A 16,416-nucleotide genomic window follows, 5' to 3' on the forward strand; every position below is an offset into this window, starting at 1 on the left:
AACCATGTCGCGACTGCCTGCCCGCACCCTGCCTGCGCCTCGCCCCGAGCCCGAGGACTTCGACGCCTTCTGGGGGCGCCTGGCTGCCCGAGCGCGCTCGGTCGAGCCGCAGACGCTCCGCTCGCCGGGTGGACTGGACGGTGCCGAGGTGGTGCGGTTCACGTCGCTGGACCGGTTACGCCTGGGAGGGTGGCTCGTGCTGCCCGAAGGGGAGATCTCATGCGCCGTCATCGCGGCGCATGGGTACGGCGGGAGAGGCGCCCTCGATGCGCGCTGGGCGCCCGCGGGCGCTGCGGTCTTCTATCCGGTAGCTCGCGGGCTGCCGGCCCTGTCTGGGGTGGATGGGATCCCAGGGTCTTCGAGGGAGCACGTCCTGCACGGGATCGGCGCGCGCGAGACGTATGTGCACGGTGGATGCGCCGCCGACGTGTGGTGCGCCGTGACCGCGCTGGAGGAGGTGCTGGGCACGGCGCTCGGGGAGTCACGCGGCGGGCTGCGCCTGGGCTACTTCGGCCCCAGCTTCGGCGGCGGCATCGGTGCTATGGCGGTGCCGTGGGACGACCGCATCGACGCGGCATCACTTTACGTGCCCAGCTTCGGCGCGCATGCAGCACGGCTCGCTGAGCCGTGTGTCGGCAGCGGGGCGGCCGTCGCGAGCTGGGTCAGCATGCACCCGGAAGCGTGGGCTGTGCTCGACTACTTCGACGCGGCCACAGCGGCACGTCGCCTTCGAGTCCCGACGATCGTGGCCCCGGCCGCAGATGATCCGTCGGTGCCGCCCGTCGGGCAGCAGTCGATCGCGGATGCGGTGCCGGCCGAGCACCGCATCGTGATGCCGATGACGGCAGGTCATCGGCCCTATGCAGGCGAGGTCCAGGAGATGGAGGCCTACGCCCGAGCCACACGGGATCTGTTCGCCGGATCCTGAGCCTGCGCGCATCGGGTCTTGTCTCTTGGCGCTGACACTGGCTAACATGGCTCCCAAACCACACTGCAACCGATTGCAATATGGACCACCGCCTGATAGATCGTGTTCCGCGACCCCTGGAGCACGGCAGTCGGCACGAGCGGCGCATCGATGAGGATGTGCCTGAGGAACGGAGACCTCATGATGCGCTCCAGAGCGCTGCCCATTCGTTTGATCGCCGTGATCGCGGCGGCCGCGCTGCTCGGCACCGGCGCGCAGTCGGCCTATGCCGCGGAACCCCCGATCGAACCGGTGAACCTCCTGACCAACGCGAGCTTCGAGGAAGGTGCTGACCCGTCGGACGCTCCCGGATGGTCGCCGTTGTGGAACAGGACGGGGGTCTCTTCGTTCTCCGAGGAGCGCGCGAGCCACGGGACGCGCAGTCTGCGCCTGTTCCGCGATGACAATGTGCTGAACGGCGGCCTCGTCGCGGACTCGGTTCCGATCGAGCCCGGTCAGACCTACGAGTTCAGCTTCGATCAGTTTCTCGTATCCGGCGGCCCGATCAGTGCCACGGTGTACTTCGACGATGCCGACGGCGATGTGATCGAGCAGCCCTACGAGCTGCTGCGCACGACGACCGGCGCCTGGGAGCGCGCGACGGCCCGGTTCGAGGCACCGGAGGGTGCGGCGGCGGCGCGTCCGCTGCTGTACGTGTCGTCAGGCGTCATGATCGACGCTTACCTCGACGACGCGTTCTTCGGGCTGGCGTCCGAGACCCCGGAGGAACCCGACCTCTCGCCGGTCGAGAAGATCCTCATCCAGGATGAGAGGTTCGAGCACCTCGGCACTCCGGTGACCAGCCAGATTCCCAGCCAGGCCGCACAGGGCGTCGAAGACGGCAGGCATGTCTCCTACCAGGTGTTCAAGGGCAATCCCCAGAGCGGCTACCCGGCGACCTTCGCCGTGACCGACGTGGCGACCGGCGCGCAAGTCTCCACCTGCGTGCTCGGCGAGGCCGAGAACGCGCGGAATCTGAACATCGCCGACGACGGCCGCGTCTACTGGGGCACGTATCACGACTCCAAGCTGTGGCGCTACGACCCCGCTTCCGGCGAATGCGAGGATCTCGGGCGGTTCAGCGATCAGAAGGACTCGACCTTCGGCATGTCGCCCGGGCCCGAAGGCTCGATGTACATCGGCTCATACCCGGATGCGCGCCTGTACCTCGTGAACCCGCAGACCGACGAGGTCGAGTTCCTGCGGAACATGGGCCCGGGCATCGACTACATCCACTCGATCGCGTACCACGCCGGTACCGACACGGTGTACGTCGGGACCGGCGTGCTCGCCCCGCAGATCTGGAAGATCACCGACGGAGGACGAGGCGAGCAGACGCTGATCGCGGATGACGCCATGGTGCCGGGGTTGAGCGATGAGGGCGCCAACACCGTCAGCCGAATGGACATCGTCGGCGACCGGATCATCGCGCAGGTGCGCCTGCGTATGCTCGTCCTCGACCTCGACGGCGGTGTCGTCCACTGGGACCGGGATCAGACCCGGTTCTTCTTCGGCCACCACGCCATCGTCGGCGCCCAGCAGAACCAGGCGATCTTCTCCAGCGGCGGCGGTGACCTCATGGTCTACGACACCAGCACGAACTCCTTCGCGTCTACGGGTATCAACATCGGTGGCTACCTTTCGAACGGCGTCGTCGACGCGTCAGGCGGCAGTCCGCTGCTGTACGGCACATCCGCTTCCGGTGTGTTCGTCGCCGACCTCGCTAACGGCGCGCTCCTGTCCGACAACCCGGTGGAGTTCGCGCAGCCGACCCTGATCCAGAAGCTCTTCACCGGCCCCGACGACACCGTCTGGGCATCGGGTTACATGATCGGACTGGCGAAGGTCGATAAGGCGGGCCAGAATCACGGCCCGACAATGCAGCGCGGCCAGTACGAGTCCGCGGCTGTGCGCGACGGAAAGCTGTACTTCGGTGCCTATGGAGAGGCGCGCTTCGACGTGCTCGACCCGGCGACCTATGACCCGGCCGAACCCGGTACGGTGCCGACGCTGTTCACCGGCGTGGACCAGGGCCAGGACCGCCCCTTCGGGCTGGCGTACAACCCCGATCGAGACGAGATGTACATGGGTTCGGTTGCGACTTACGGTCAGACCCAGGGAGGCCTCGCGATCTGGGAGGGCGCGACCGGGAAGCACGAGTGGCTGACAACCGGCATCGGTCAGGACGAGAACATCGTCTCGGTGGCCTACAACCCGGTGGATGAGTTGGTCTATCTCGGCAGCACCGTCGACGGTGGGCTGGGTTCCGCTCAAAGCGGTCACACGGCAGGGAAGCTGATCGTGTTCGATCCTGCGACCCGCACCGTCGTGAAGGCGATAGATCCGGCCGGTGAGGAGCGAGAGGGCGTCACCGGCCTGATGGTCGACCCCGACGGGATCGTGTGGGGCGTCGCGGAGGATGTCCTGTTCGCTTACGACCCGGCGACCGAGACCTCGGAGGTGAAGGGCGTCGTGGGCGGCCGCTACACGGCGGGAACCACGTACTGGGCCTACGGCACCGTGTCGCGATCGAACGCGGACGGACGCATCTACGTCACCGCCGGCTACCGGTTCAGCGTGCATGACCCGGAGACGAGTGTGACGACTCGCATCGCGAACGGGCTGCAGTGGAGCGCAGTAGACTCGGCCGGAGACGTCTATCTCAGTGCCGGTGCGAACCTGTTCCGATATGACGTCGAAGGCGTCGCATGCACCCAGACACTGTCCGGTGCTGTTGAACACGGAGTCCTCGTGGAAGACGGCGAAGCCGTCTGCCTCGACGGTGCGCGCGTCGACGACGGTGTGAAGGTCGAGGCTGGCGGCGCGTTGATCGTCGAGGGCTCTGACATCCGCGGCGGACTGACCTCGGTGGATGCCCGCGCGATCGAGGTGCGGAACTCCTCCATCCGCGGCGCCATGTCCGTCACGGGGACTCCGGGTGCGTTCGTGCTGTCAGGTAATGAGGTGCGCGGCGCCGTGACCTGCAGTGAGAACGCGGGCGCGCCGGACGACGAAGGCGAGGCGAACCTCGTGTCAGGTGCGCTGAAGGGGCAGTGCGCCGACCTCTGAATGCAGCATGCGGACACCGGGCGGAGAGCATCTCTCCGGCCCGGTGTTCGTCGTCAGGCGCTGCGCGCGAGCCGGGCGCGCAGCCAGTCGATCATGGTCGCGAGCACGTCTTCGGGCAGCGGATGGCCGCCCCCGTGCCGCAGGATCTCGACGCGCGAGCCGGCGCTCGTCGCTGAGCGGACGAGTTCTTCGTTGTGCTCGCCGTCGGCCGCGCCGCCGCCGGCGTACAGAATCGGCCGGGGCGAGACGAGCCGCAGGACCTCGTCGAGATCGCGGTCTGCAGGCACTCGTGAACCGAGGTACCACGTGTCACTCCAGTTCGAATGAGCGAAGCCGAGGCCGGGTTCGTGCGAGACGGCGGCGCGGATGCGGGGGTCCAATGCGGCGGCGAACAGGGCCAGCTTGCCACCAAGTGAGTGGCCGAACACTCCGATACGTGCGCTGTCCACCTCATCGAGCTGCTCAAGCGCGTCGATTGAGAGGAGCAGGTCCGCCACGCTGCGACCGAGGCCGGTGACATGCGGATGCCGTTCCAGATGGTGGAGTGCGGCCGGGCCGTAACGCTCATGCAGGTCCAGGGATGCCGCCGGTCTTGCGGCGGCCTCTGCCCACCACGGCACCGCGAGCACCCCGAGGCCGGCGGCTGCGATCTCACGAGCGAACGCCCGGGTCGGGCGCGCGCCGACGTCTGGGTAGAGCCGGCTCACATGCCCGAGCAGGGACTCGACGTCGTAGAATGGCACGATCACGACTGCGGACGGGGCGGCCGAGCCGGGCAGGAGCAGCACACCCTCGAGTCGCGCGCCATAGCTCTGCAGTTCGAGCACGATCCGGCGGCCGAGCGCACCGTCGCCGCGCTCGGTCACACGCCACGCGGCGTCCTCAGGCCGGTGCGCCCCGATCAGGTCAATCCACTCCCTGCGCAATATGGGCGCGTATTCATCGGCAGGTTCGCTCATGCGATGCGTTCGACGTCGAAATCCACGGTGAAAAGATACGACCATGGCCAGCGCACATTCGCGACGCGTACGCCGCGCAGCGACCTCGTGCGTGACGCCCATGCAGTCAGGTCACCTGCCACCCGTCCGGCGAGAAACGGGAGTTCATCCAGCGGCGGGTCGGTGAGACCGCGCGCGGCGAGCTCTTCCTGCAGCTGCACGCGCAAAGCAGGGAGATAGTGGCCGTCCTTGATGATCTTCGTGATCAGGAACCGGCCCCGCTCGTCGGCGGCACGATCGCTCGGATCGAGCAGGAAACTCACGCCTGCGGCGAGCGTCGTGCCAAGGGTGTTTCCCGCGGTGTTCCAGCCGCCGTAGGCTACCAGCCCCTGTAGCGCGCCCAGACGATCGAGCGCTTCGACGAGGGTGGGATCGGAACCGTTCGCGTAGCGGAGATCGGCGACGGCTACCCGGCGGCCGGAGTCGAGCAGCGACGCAGTCTCGGCGGCGACGCGCTCGCTCGCCGCCGAGCTGTCCTGGTCGATCGGCCCGCCCGTCCAGTCGCCGGGGATTTCCGCAGGGGCGTGTACAACCAGCACGAGATCGGCATCGTCGACCGTGAAGACGCGCTCGCCGCCCAGCGCGCGTATCTGTCTGTCGATGCCCTGATCGACCGGCACGTCCTCATACGGCGCGACTCGCTGCAGGCCGGCTGTGTCTGGGCATGCGACGAGGATTCGCGGCACCACCCCACGGGCGCGGGAGACAACTCGCGAGACCAGCACGCTCGGCACCTCGTCCGCGCCAGGATAGAGCAGCGCGCTCGTCTCGAGTCGCTGATTCCAGGCGCTGAGCGTGCTGCGGTCCGAAGCCGGCAGGCCTCGCGGCGCAGTGTCATCGGAGGTGATCATGAGGTCGACGACCACTCCGTCGGCTGCGAGCTCGAGCGCCGCCAGATTCACCGAGTGATTGCGCAGGCGCCGACGGATCAGATCGTGGCGGTACTCGGCAGGCACTGCGGCGAGCGCGGCGTCCACCTCCTCGCCAGAGGCCTCTCCGCGGTCGTGCCGGTCCCACGCCTGCGACAGCTCGAACATACGCCGGCCGTGGGTCCCCCAGTACTCCGGCTCCTGTCGGCTGCGGGTCGCGTTGTCGTAGTGCGGGAGCCGGGTGACCACCTGATAGGCCGAGACCGGGGCGCGTAGTTCGCGCAGCACGCCGAGGCGCGGGATGGCGTCGCCGATGCGATCGGGTGTGAGCCGGGACGGGATGAGGCCGCCGTGCACGAGCAGGTCGAGGGACACGACGTGGGCGTCGACGGTGCCATCGATCTCGCGCAGCCACGCGGCGAGCCCAGCGGTGTCGGCGGGCTCCCGAAAACGAGGCATGAGTTCAGCGGGGGGCTGCAGCACCTCTGCGCCGCTGCAGTTGCCGATCCACTTGGCGTAACCGGCGGTGTTCGGGCGCTCATCGGGCGCCAAGACCGAGATACACAGGGGACGCGGGGCTTGTGCGCTCATGGTGGTAACGCTAGCCTGCAAGTGCAACCGATTGCAAGACTCGGCTGTGCTGTTCCTAGGCAACGTCGCCCATCACAGGAGAAGCCCATGATCGTTCGTACCCCTAAGGCGGTCAGCCTGCTCGCAGCCGTCCTCGTCGCCGCAGCCGTCGGGAGTCCCCTGCAGGCGGACTCCCCGGCCGCGGCCTCTGACGCGAACCTGCTCGCGAACGCGAGCTTCGAGACAGGGGCCTCTCTGGCCGAGCTCGACGGCTGGTCGCCCTGGTCCACTCGCAGCAGCGACTACTTCGCCGTGTCGACATCGACGGTCGGCGACGGCGCACAGAGCCTGCGCGTCAACGACGCCTCCGCAAGCTACGGCGGCGGGATGATCAGTGCTCCGATGCCGGTCACCGAGCGGACCACGTATGAGATCAACCTCGAGACGTACAGGGCCGACGGGCACTTCAGCGTGTGGACGTATTTCGAAGACGCCACGGGAACCCGCCTGGCATCGAGCTGGCAGACGGTGCACACCAACGAGGACACCTGGGAGCGGGTCTTCCTGGACTTCGACGCACCCAACAGAGCGACCCATGCGCGGGTGATGATCTACTCGGGCAACGCGCCGACCGTGGACGCGTACGTGGACGACGTCTACTTCGGTCTTCCCGGTCAATCCGGCCATGTGCGGCCCGTGCCGCCGTCGGTCCCGGAGCAGGTCGTCGCGAATGATCCGAACCTCGACTACACGGGCACGCCCGTGGGCAGTCGAATCACGAAGAACGCGGTCATCGCTCAGGAGGGTGGCGTCTGGATGAGCTATGGCGTCTTCAAGGGTGTCGAGTCCACCGGCTATCCGGCGACTCTGGTGGTCGCGCGACTGGACGACGGATCGATCGTGCGCACGGTGCCGCTGCCCGGATCAGACTTCGCCCAGGAGATCCGGCGTTCGAGCGACGGCAGGATCTACATCGCCACGACAGGCGAGTACGCCCTCTGGGTCTACGACCCCGCGACGACGAAGGCCCGCAGGATCGGTGTCGTCAACCCCACGACCCCGTCCGACGGATACGCCTGGTCGATGGCCGCCGGGCACGACGGGCAGATGTACATCGGCACGTATCCGAAAGGACTGCTCTACCGCTATGACCCGGCCACCGATGCGATCGAGAACCTCGGTGCCGTCGACTCGAGCCAGGCCTACATCCACGGTCTCGCGTTCGATGCCGTGCGCGGCAACCTGTACGTCGGCGCCGGCGGCAGCAGCGCGCAGATCTGGAAGGTGTCGCCCGACGGCACGAAGACGCCGCTGCTGAGCGAGCAGGCCGCGCCGGGGTCCACTGCGGAGTCCTTCGCTTCGACGTTCACCTTCGTCGACGACCGTCTGTTCGCGCGCATCTCGAATCAGCTGATCGTGATCGGAGCCGACGACCAGGTGCAGTACTGGAGGGGTGAAGGCCCAGAGATGCACGGCTACTGGGTGACCCCGCGTCCTGATCAGCCTGGCCGCTACATCTACGTGTTCGGTCGCACCTTCTGGGAGTACGATGCGACCACCGGCGCTCGCCGCGATCTCGGGATCGAGGCGAACGGTTACCTCAACGATGGACGCTGGGTGCAGTCGACCGAGTCGGGCTGGGAGGGCTGGACGCTCGTCGCCGCGACGAGCAACGGCGTTGTCCGGATGAACCCGTCCAAGGGTGTCTCGGAAGGGCACGGCATCGTGTATGCGACCCCGACGAGCGTGCAGCGCCTGTTCCACGGCCCCGACTCGATGTACGCATCGGGCTATATGGTCGGTCTCGCACCGTTCGACGAGGAGACGGGGGTCGCCGGCGACTCCCTGCAGTCGGGACAGTATGAGAGTTCGGTCAATCGGAACGGCAAGTTGCTGCTCGGCGCATACGGCTACGCGAAGCTCATGGAGTACGACCCCGCCACCGGCTCCATGAGACAGATCTACTCGCAGCAGGACCGCGGGCAGGACCGTCCGTTCGGCCTGGCCTACGACCCGGCCACTGACAGCACATACATGGGCAGCGTGGCGCACTACGGTCACAACCAGGGCGCGCTCACCCGGTATGACTTCGCCACCGGCATGCTCACGACCTACACGACCGAGATCGTCCAGGATCAGTCGGTGGTGAGCGTGCTGGCGCACGACGGGCTGATCTATCTCGGCACCACCGTCGACGGCGCGCTGGGCGCACCGGCATCGGGGCAGATACAGGGGCGCTTCATCGTGTGGGATCCGAAGACGGAGAAGGTGGTCCATGACTTCGTTCCGGTCGAGGGGGACGAGGGGATCACGGGACTGGTCGCCGGACCCGACGGTCTGATCTGGGGTGTGTCCGAAGACACCGTCTTCAAGTACGACCCGGTGACGGGCGAGATCGTCTACTCCGAGAAGCTGCTGCGTCATCGCTACGGCACCGGCACGGTGTGGGCCTGGGCGAACCTCACTGTCGGCGCCGACGGCGACGTGTACGGCACCAACCGCTTCTCGTTCTTCCGCATCGACGCCGAGACGATGACCAGGACGGACATCGTGCCCGCGGCCGTGACGGGCTCGCCGATGATGAACGCGGTGGCGGATGCCGACGGGGACGTCTTCTTCTCGCACGGTCCGTACGTGTTCCGCTACGACGTGACCCCCGCGGAGCCAGCCTGCACGCAGCAACTCGACCAGGTCTCCGACACGCTGGTCGTGGCGGAGGGGGAGGTCGTCTGCGGCGTCGGCGCGACGATCCGCGGCAGCGTCACCGTGGCCGAGGGCGGGGTGCTGCGACTCGAGCGGAGTACTCTGCGCGGAGGCCTCAGTGCCGACAGCGCGGCAGCGGTCAGCATTCTGGGGACGCACATCTCTGGGGCGGTTGCGGTCACGAACGCGAAGGGGCCGGTCGTCTTCTCCGGCAACGAGGTGCGCGGGTCGATGTCCTGCGTCGGGAACGCGGAAGGGGTCGACGATCTCGAGGAGCCCAACGCCGTCACCGGGCAGATCGGCGGCTGCGCGCTGAGGTGACCCTGGCGACGAGAGGGGCGGTCGCATCGCCGCCCCCTCTCACCGGTCGGCGATGAGCGGGAGCGCGCCGTCGCATGCCGTCGTCGACACCTCGGGCAGCGCGCCGAAGCTGCGATTCCTGGGTGTGTGCGGCTTCCACGCGGGCCAGTCGCGGTCACCTCAGCGGACGAACGCGATCAACGCGGCGTGCATCGCGTTGGCAAGCGCCTGCGGTGCGTCTGCCCCGAGTGCCGCCAAGGCCCGCGGTCGATCGACACCGTCGAACCAGAGCGGGATGTCGACGGTGTGATTCGACTGACCGCGCGATGGAACAGATGCTGGGCCGGCTCCGTGGCGAGCAGCGTGAGCATCGCGCCGCCGTCGGCGGAGTGACCGCCGATCGTCACTCGATCCGGATCACCACCGAACGCCGCGATGTTGCGTCGCACCCATTCCAGCCCGTCGGTCTGCTCGTCGGCCGGCGAGCCGGACGTGAACCCGCCGCCGTGTATCCAGACCAGCACAGGCAGCCGGGCGCCAACGCGCGGTGTGCGCACGTTCAAGTGGAGCAGGCTGTCCGCTGGATGCGGTGCACGTGCCTCAGTGGCATCCCGCACCCTCGCCAGGCGAGCGGCGGTTTGGGGACGGCGAAGCGCAGGTCGCCGCGCGGATCACCTGCGTACGGATGCCGACGAGACGGTGTCCTGCGATCCGTCTCGTTCGCGACGGGATCCGCTCAGCAGCCCGGACGCCGTCCGGACGACCGCGCCGACGTCGGCGGGCGCCACCATGCGCCCTACTTCAGCCCCGACATCATCACTCCGCGGACGAAGTACCGCTGGAAGAAGATGAACACGAGAAAGGTCGGTACGAAGCTGATCACGGCAGCCGCCATGATCGTCGCAAGCGGCACCTGCTCCTCCTGCAGTGTGTTCAGCCCGACGGTGAGGACGTGGTTCTCGGCGGACTGCTGCGAGATCATCGGCCACAGGAAGTCGTTCCAGTGGGCGAGGAAGACGAAGGTCGCCAGCGTCGCCATGATCGGTTTGGTCTGCGGCAGGATGATCGACCAGTAGATGCGGAACTCGCCCGCGCCGTCGATCTTCGCGGCGTCGAGCAGTTCATCGGGGATGCCGTGGATGAACTGGCGCATCAGGAACATCGCAGACGTGTTGGCGAGGGTCGGCACGAGCATGCCCCACATCGTGTTCAGGCCCCCCAGATCTCCGACCAGGATGTACTGCGGGATGATCGTGAGGTGGTAAGGGATCATCAGCATCGCCACGAGCACCCAGAAGATCATCTCGCGACCGAGGAATCGCTTCTTGGCGAAGGCGTAACCGGCCATCGAGGCGAACAGCAGCACGAAGAAGGTCGAGACGATCGAGTAGATCGCCGAGTTCACGGCCCAGCGCGGGATGTTCCGACTGCTCAGCGTATCGGCGAATGCGTCGAAGGAGATCGACGTCGGGAACAGCGACTGCGGCATCTGGATCGGCTGCCCGGGCTGCAGGGAGATGATCACCATCGCGTAGAACGGGAACGCGGTGAGCACGGCGATCACGATGAGCAGCAGGTGCATCGGCAGAAGCCTGCGCGTCGTGCGCAGAGCGTGCGGACGGCGGCTCAGCTGTCTGGTGCGTTCGGAGCTCACGGGCAGGACGGTTGCAGCGGTCTCGGACATCATTCGCTCTTTCCCACGAGTCGGCGCTGGATAAGGGAGAGCGCCAGAGTAATGATCAGCAGCACCACCCCGACAGCGCTGGCGTAGCCGAAGTCGAAATAGCCGAAGCCCTGGTCGTAGATCATGAAGGTCAGGGTGTAGCTGCCGCGAGCCGGGCCGCCGCCGGTCATCACGAAGATCGTGTCGAATGTCTGGAGCGACTTGATGGTCTCGATGATCAGCACGAAGAACAGTGCCGGCTTCAGATTGGGCAGTGTGATGTGCCAGAACTTGCGCCATCCGTTCGCGCCGTCGAGTGATGCCGCCTCGTAGTACTCCTGCGGGATGGCGAGCATGCCGGCCAGCAGAATGAGCATGTTGTATCCGAAGCTGCTCCACACACTGAGGATCGCCAGCGTCGGCAGCACCCAGAACCGATCGGTCAGCCACCCGATGGGTTCCAGGCCGATGGCCTCGAGCAGCGCGTTGATGGGGCCCGCGCCGGAGAAGATCCACATGAACACGAGGGCGATCAGCACGCTCGACGTCACCGTCGGGAGGAAGAAGATCGAGCGGTAAACCGCCATCCCTCGCATGACGCGGTTGCAGAGCTGGGCCATCGCGAGGGACACGATCATGGCCATCGGCATCTGGATCGCGGCGAAGATCATGGTGACCGACAGCGCATCCCAGAAGATCGGGTCCTGGAACAGGCGCACGAAATGGTCGAGGCCGATGAATGTGAAAGTGCGTCGCAGCGTGTAATCGCCGAACGCGAGCACGATGCCGTAGAGCGCCGGCCAGATGCGGAAGACGGCGAACAGGAGCACCATCGGCCCGATGAAGATGTAGGCGGAGATCGCCTCCTTCGACTGCCACCAGGGGCGACGGCGACGGATCGGTGCGGCAGCCGGCGGTTCCGGTGTGCTCACCGGCGGAGCGGGGAGTGTGGTGCTTACGGTCATGAATGCCCCTTAGTCGGCCAGGCCCCGGGTGCGATCGCCCCGGGGCCTGGCCTGTCGTGAGTGGTCAGAGGATCCGATTCACTTCGTCGGCTGCGTCGTCCAGTGCTTTCTGGGGTTCGGCGCCCTCAAGCAGCACGCGCTGGATGTGCGGCTTGATGAGGTCGATGATCTCCCGCGCCTTCGGGTGGGCGACGCCGGTGCGGACAAACGGGATGGCTTCCTCGCCCGCGGCCATGATCGGATCGTCTCCGTACAACTCCCCGGTGTCGGTCCGCGGCGAGAAGTACTGAGCCTCGGGCAGCAGCTCCTTCATGAAGCCGGCGTCGGTGAGGTACCTGACCCATGCCTTCGCAGCGTCGGGCACGTCCGTCGTGTTGAAGATCGACCACGCTCCCACGGTGCCGGACGCGGCCTGCTCCGCATCCTTCATGGTGGGGACTGTCTGGATGACGTCCGCTCCATGCAGATCGCGGTTGGCTACGACGCTGCCGCCGCCGTTGTACGCGACCTTGCCGAGCCCCTGCTGAGACTGCTCGAAGGGCGGGATCGTGGCGATCTCCTCGCGCGGGATCCAGTCGTTGTCCGCCATCTCCTTGATGAAGGTGAGCGCCTTCACGCCCTCGGGGCCGTTGAACGCGGCCTCGGTCATGTCCTTGTTGAGGACCTCACCGCCTGCCTGCCATAGGTAGGTGTAGAAAGTGCTGTTCAGGGTGGCAGTGCCGTAGTAGTTCGTGACGTAGCCGCCCGCCTCCTTGACCGCCGGCGCGATCTCGCGGAGCTCGTCCCAGGTCGTCGGGCAGGCGGCAGCGGCAGCAGCTTCGAGCACCGTGGTGTTGCAGAAGTCGGTTCCGACGGTCACCAGCTGTGGAGCACCGTACAGCGTGCCGTCGTAGGTCATCGCGTCGAGTGCGGAGTCGTGGAAGGCATCCCAGTCGTCGCGCAGGTCGTCGAGTGGGAGCAGGAGGTCCTCGTCCGCGTACTTCGGGATGAAGTCCGGATTGAAGTACACGACATCCGGTTCGTTTCCGCCCGAGATGGCGGTCACGAGGGACTCCTCGCGGCCCGCGAACGCCTGCATCTGAAGGTCGATCTTCACGTCCGGGTAGGTCTTGTTGAAGTTCTCGATGTGCGGCTGCCACCAGCTGGCTTCCTTGACGCCGCCGAGGGGGTACGGCCAGAAGGTCACGGTCCCCGAGACCTCGTCCGGATCCGTGGCGCCGGCCGGGTCGCCGCCCGTTCCGCTGCATCCGGTGAGAAGCAGCACGGTGCTCATCGCGACGGCACCTGCTGCGGCTGTGGCCTTGTGTCTCATGATCCCTCCATCGGGTTCGGGCTAACGTCCGATCACATGCGTCACTGCCTATCTGCAATCGGTTGCAGTCAACGTAACCGTCACCATGTGCACGTGTCAAGAACCAACCTGTTGGATCGCGGAAACTCAGCTCAAGCGCTCGTAGTTGTGCGGGGTCACTTCGGCGAGAAGGGATTGCCCGCGAAGGAAGCGTTGGACTTCGTCCACCACCGAACGACCCTGTGCGAAGCGCGCCTGCACGGTGCCGCCCGCGATGTGCGGCGTGAGAAGCACGTTCTCCAATCCGAAGAGCGGTGACGTCGAGGGCAAGGGCTCGGTGATGTAGACGTCGAGTGCGGCGGAGATGCGTCCGTCGACGAGTTCGGCGATCAGAGCCTGTTCGTCGGTGACCTCCGCGCGAGCAGTGTTGATGAGCACGCCGCCGTCGCGCAGCAGCGCGAGCTGACGGCGGCCGATCATTCCGGCGGTCGACGGCGTGCTCGGCGCATGCACCGCAAGCACATCGCTCTCGGCGCACAGGTCGTCGAGCGACCGCAGTTCGATGCCCAGCTCCGTTGCGTCCGCCGCGGTGGCGTACGGATCATGGATTCCGATGCGCGACACCCCGAGACCTTGAATCATCCGCAGGTAATGGCGGCCGACGCGGCTGAGCGAAACGATCCCGATCCGCTGCGCAGCGATGCTCTGGCCCAGAATGCCCGTCCCGCCCTCCCGCCAGGAGCGCGTCGCCTGGAAGCGCCGATCGTGGAGAGTGAGGTTTCTCAGCAGCGCGAGGGTCATGGTCACAGCCATCTCTGCGACGGCTTCGGCCATCGCATCGGACCCGCCCTGCGCGAGCCGCATCTCGTGGCCGAGCGTCTCACGCGGGAACAGAGTCCGCACGGAACCCGCGCTGTGCACGGCGAGCCGTAGCCTGGAGCCGCGAACGACCCCTGGGTCGAACGGCTGCGTGCTCCATGATGTGATCAGCACGTCGAAGTCGTCGCCGATCTCGGCTGGAAGTGGCACGGTGCCCGATGCATCGGCGGGTGGACGTACGACCTCTCCGAGCGCCTCGAGCCGTGCGATGCTGTCGCGATCGTAGAGCCGGGAGAAGTCCTTATCGCCGATGGCGACGCAGATCCGAACGGTCACGGGTACTCAGCTCTCTCGTACGACGGTTCCCGCCACGACGACGCGGTCGATGTGCACGCCGTCCTCGATGCGCACGTCGACCCGGTCGCCTCCAGGGGCTGATCGACGGCCGATCCCCAGCATCCTCGCGGGGTTGTGGGAGGTCATCGTCACCAGGTCGTCTTCCGTGAACGGAAGGCGGGGGTGCGCCCATTCGACGCAGGCGCGCAGCGACGAGCCGGATCCGGCGAGCAGCCCCGTGCCGTCGAGCGACAGTCGGCCGCCGTGGCTGACAGTGACGCGGCCGCCGACGGGGGTGCGGTACGACCCCGGAGGAGATCCGGCCAGAGCCGCCGAGTCCGAGACCAGAATGCTGCGCTCGACGCCCTTCGATCGGATCATGGCCGTGAGCGCGTCGGCTGGCAGGTGATGGCCGTCGGCGATGAACATCGCGGTCAGCCGGTCCGCGGCGAGTTGCGTCCACAGGTGATTCGGGTGACGGGGAAGGGTTGAATGGATGCCGTTCCCCAGATGCGTAGAGAGCACTGCGCCGGCGTTCCAGGCCGCGTCCACCTGGTCCGGGGTCGGTGCGCAATGCCCGATCGACACGCGGATGCCGCGGGACGTCGCGTGGGAGATGTAGTCAATCGCGCCGGTGCGCTCGGGCGCGAGGGTCACGATGCGAATCAGACCTTCGGCGGCACGTTGCCACTGGTCGAGTTCGACGGTCGAGGGATCCCGCAGGTGCGCGACGTCGTGGGCGCCCCGAGGTCCGTCCTCGGCACTGATCGACGGCCCCTCGACGTGCACGCCGGCGATCGAGTGCGCGATGAGCGGATCCGTCCTGCGTGCCTGCGCGATCATCGCCAGCACGTGCAGGATCTTCTCCTCGGAGGCGGTGATCACGGTCGGGAGATACGTCGTCACTCCCTCGGCCCACAGTTCGCGGGTCAGCGCGATCAGGGTGTCGGCGGTGACGTCGTCGGAATTCACATCCAGTCCCCGGAAGCCGTTAACCTGCAGATCGATGAACCCCGGCCAGGAACGCACGCTCATAGCTGGAGAGTAGTGTCCAGGCGTTCGGAATCGCGATCCAGTGCGGACGCGGCATCGGCATCGAGGAACCACGTGACATCTGCATGCGTGCGGAGGAAGCTGGCGGGGCTGGAGGCGTCGATGGGCCCGTTCAGCGCCCGGGCGACCGCCGCCGCCTTATGCGATCCGATCACGCTGCAGACCAGAGAGCGTCCGGAGAGGAGCGCGGGAACCGTGAGCGACAGTGCATGAGTCGGCACCTCCTCGATCCTCTCGAAGAGGCCTTCGTCGACCTGCTGGCGGCGCGAGGCGGCGTCGAGCGATACGACGCGCACCGTCTCGGCATCGTCCGGGTCGGCGTCCCCGGGCTCATTGAACGCGATGTGCCCGTTTACGCCGATCCCGAGGCAGACCAGATCGATCGGCGCCTCACCGATCAGTCCTGCGTAACGAGCGGCCTCGGACGCGAGCCCACCATCGGTGCGGATGCGCTCAAGGCCGGCTTGCGCCTGCTCCGGCAGCCTCCGCTGGAGCCAGAGCCCGAAGCAGCTGGGATGGTCGGCGGGCAAATCGAGGTACTCGTCCATATGGAAGGAGCGGACCCGGCTCCAGTCCAGCTCGGGCTCGATCGCGAGGTGCGCGAGCATCGCATCCTGAGACGGTGCGCTCGCGAAGACCACCCGCGCCAGCCCTCTCGCCCTGATCGCGTCGCGGATGACGTCGGCGGCGCGGCGCGCGGCATCGCATCCCGCCGCTGTTGCGGAGGCGGCGCTGCGGACTCGGGGGTTGGCCGAGGGGATCTTGTCCATGTAGGCTCCTGTTGCAATCGGTTGCAAGTTACACTACGAGAAC

12 protein-coding genes are annotated in these 16,416 nt (G+C 67.0%); 3 read left to right on the forward strand and 9 right to left on the reverse strand.

Annotation, left to right across the window (positions count from 1 at the left end):
• Nucleotides 1-4 precede the first annotated feature (4 nt).
• The gene (locus RIN43_RS02680; protein ID WP_309127326.1) at nucleotides 5-928 is read left to right on the forward strand and encodes an acetylxylan esterase; all 924 of its coding nucleotides are present in this window, start codon (nucleotides 5-7) and stop codon (nucleotides 926-928) included.
• A 180-nt stretch (nucleotides 929-1,108) separates the two neighbouring features.
• The gene (locus RIN43_RS02685; RefSeq protein ID WP_309127327.1) at nucleotides 1,109-4,036 is read left to right on the forward strand and encodes a carbohydrate binding domain-containing protein; all 2,928 of its coding nucleotides are present in this window, start codon (nucleotides 1,109-1,111) and stop codon (nucleotides 4,034-4,036) included.
• A gap of 53 nt (nucleotides 4,037-4,089) precedes the next feature.
• On the opposite strand, the gene RIN43_RS02690 is transcribed toward RIN43_RS02685, so the two are convergent.
• Entirely contained in the window at nucleotides 4,090-4,995 is a 906-nt protein-coding gene (locus RIN43_RS02690) for an acetylxylan esterase (RefSeq protein ID WP_309127328.1), read from the reverse strand.
• The gene (locus tag RIN43_RS02695) at nucleotides 4,992-6,494 is read right to left on the reverse strand and encodes a DUF4127 family protein (RefSeq protein WP_309127329.1); all 1,503 of its coding nucleotides are present in this window, start codon (nucleotides 6,492-6,494) and stop codon (nucleotides 4,992-4,994) included. Before RIN43_RS02695 ends, RIN43_RS02690 begins: the two co-directional genes overlap by 4 nt.
• A gap of 87 nt (nucleotides 6,495-6,581) precedes the next feature.
• Here RIN43_RS02695 and RIN43_RS02700 point away from each other — a divergent pair, with 87 nt between their 5' ends.
• Nucleotides 6,582-9,497, forward strand: coding sequence for a carbohydrate binding domain-containing protein (locus RIN43_RS02700; protein ID WP_309127330.1), 2,916 nt, complete (start codon nucleotides 6,582-6,584; stop codon nucleotides 9,495-9,497).
• A gap of 176 nt (nucleotides 9,498-9,673) precedes the next feature.
• Here RIN43_RS02700 and RIN43_RS02705 read toward each other — a convergent pair whose 3' ends face one another.
• The 7 genes from RIN43_RS02705 to RIN43_RS02735 all read right to left on the reverse strand — a co-directional run bounded on the left by RIN43_RS02705 (nucleotide 9,674) and on the right by RIN43_RS02735 (nucleotide 16,373).
• On the reverse strand, nucleotides 9,674-10,033 hold the full coding sequence (locus RIN43_RS02705) for a carboxylesterase family protein (RefSeq protein ID WP_309127374.1): 360 nt from the start codon (nucleotides 10,031-10,033) through the stop codon (nucleotides 9,674-9,676).
• A gap of 239 nt (nucleotides 10,034-10,272) precedes the next feature.
• Nucleotides 10,273-11,130 carry a carbohydrate ABC transporter permease gene (locus tag RIN43_RS02710; RefSeq protein ID WP_309127331.1) on the reverse strand — a complete coding sequence of 286 codons (858 nt, stop codon included), beginning with the start codon at nucleotides 11,128-11,130 and terminating at the stop codon, nucleotides 10,273-10,275.
• 29 nt (nucleotides 11,131-11,159) lie between these two features.
• On the reverse strand, nucleotides 11,160-12,104 hold the full coding sequence (locus tag RIN43_RS02715; protein ID WP_309127332.1) for a sugar ABC transporter permease: 945 nt from the start codon (nucleotides 12,102-12,104) through the stop codon (nucleotides 11,160-11,162).
• 64 nt (nucleotides 12,105-12,168) lie between these two features.
• Complete coding sequence (locus RIN43_RS02720) at nucleotides 12,169-13,416, reverse strand: extracellular solute-binding protein (protein WP_309127333.1); 1,248 nt, start codon at nucleotides 13,414-13,416, stop codon at nucleotides 12,169-12,171.
• A gap of 126 nt (nucleotides 13,417-13,542) precedes the next feature.
• Nucleotides 13,543-14,550 carry a hydroxyacid dehydrogenase gene (locus tag RIN43_RS02725; RefSeq protein ID WP_309127334.1) on the reverse strand — a complete coding sequence of 336 codons (1,008 nt, stop codon included), beginning with the start codon at nucleotides 14,548-14,550 and terminating at the stop codon, nucleotides 13,543-13,545.
• Between the two features lie 6 nt (nucleotides 14,551-14,556).
• Nucleotides 14,557-15,585, reverse strand: a complete 1,029-nt coding sequence (locus RIN43_RS02730) for an amidohydrolase family protein (protein WP_309127335.1) — start codon at nucleotides 15,583-15,585, stop codon at nucleotides 14,557-14,559.
• Nucleotides 15,582-16,373: a 6-phosphogluconolactonase gene (locus RIN43_RS02735; protein ID WP_309127336.1), complete on the reverse strand. Its 792-nt coding sequence runs from the start codon at nucleotides 16,371-16,373 to the stop codon at nucleotides 15,582-15,584. The genes RIN43_RS02730 and RIN43_RS02735 overlap by 4 nt, the downstream gene beginning before the upstream one ends.
• Between the last annotated feature and the right edge of the window lie 43 nt (nucleotides 16,374-16,416).

Source organism: Microbacterium sp. (assembly GCF_031178445.1).
Lineage (GTDB): Bacteria > Actinomycetota > Actinomycetes > Actinomycetales > Microbacteriaceae > Microbacterium.

Bases quoted from the DNA above. Each gene is read 5' to 3' on its own strand.
- RIN43_RS02695 (WP_309127329.1), bottom strand. From the start codon at position 6,494: ATGAGCGCACAAGCCCCGCGTCCCCTGTGTATCTCGGTCTTGGCGCCC.
- RIN43_RS02700 (WP_309127330.1), top strand. From the start codon at position 6,582: ATGATCGTTCGTACCCCTAAGGCGGTCAGCCTGCTCGCAGCCGTCCTC.
- RIN43_RS02690 (WP_309127328.1), bottom strand. From the start codon at position 4,995: ATGAGCGAACCTGCCGATGAATACGCGCCCATATTGCGCAGGGAGTGG.
- RIN43_RS02735 (WP_309127336.1), bottom strand. From the start codon at position 16,373: ATGGACAAGATCCCCTCGGCCAACCCCCGAGTCCGCAGCGCCGCCTCC.
- RIN43_RS02720 (WP_309127333.1), bottom strand. From the start codon at position 13,416: ATGAGACACAAGGCCACAGCCGCAGCAGGTGCCGTCGCGATGAGCACC.
- RIN43_RS02680 (WP_309127326.1), top strand. From the start codon at position 5: ATGTCGCGACTGCCTGCCCGCACCCTGCCTGCGCCTCGCCCCGAGCCC.
- RIN43_RS02685 (WP_309127327.1), top strand. From the start codon at position 1,109: ATGATGCGCTCCAGAGCGCTGCCCATTCGTTTGATCGCCGTGATCGCG.
- RIN43_RS02730 (WP_309127335.1), bottom strand. From the start codon at position 15,585: ATGAGCGTGCGTTCCTGGCCGGGGTTCATCGATCTGCAGGTTAACGGC.
- RIN43_RS02715 (WP_309127332.1), bottom strand. From the start codon at position 12,104: ATGACCGTAAGCACCACACTCCCCGCTCCGCCGGTGAGCACACCGGAA.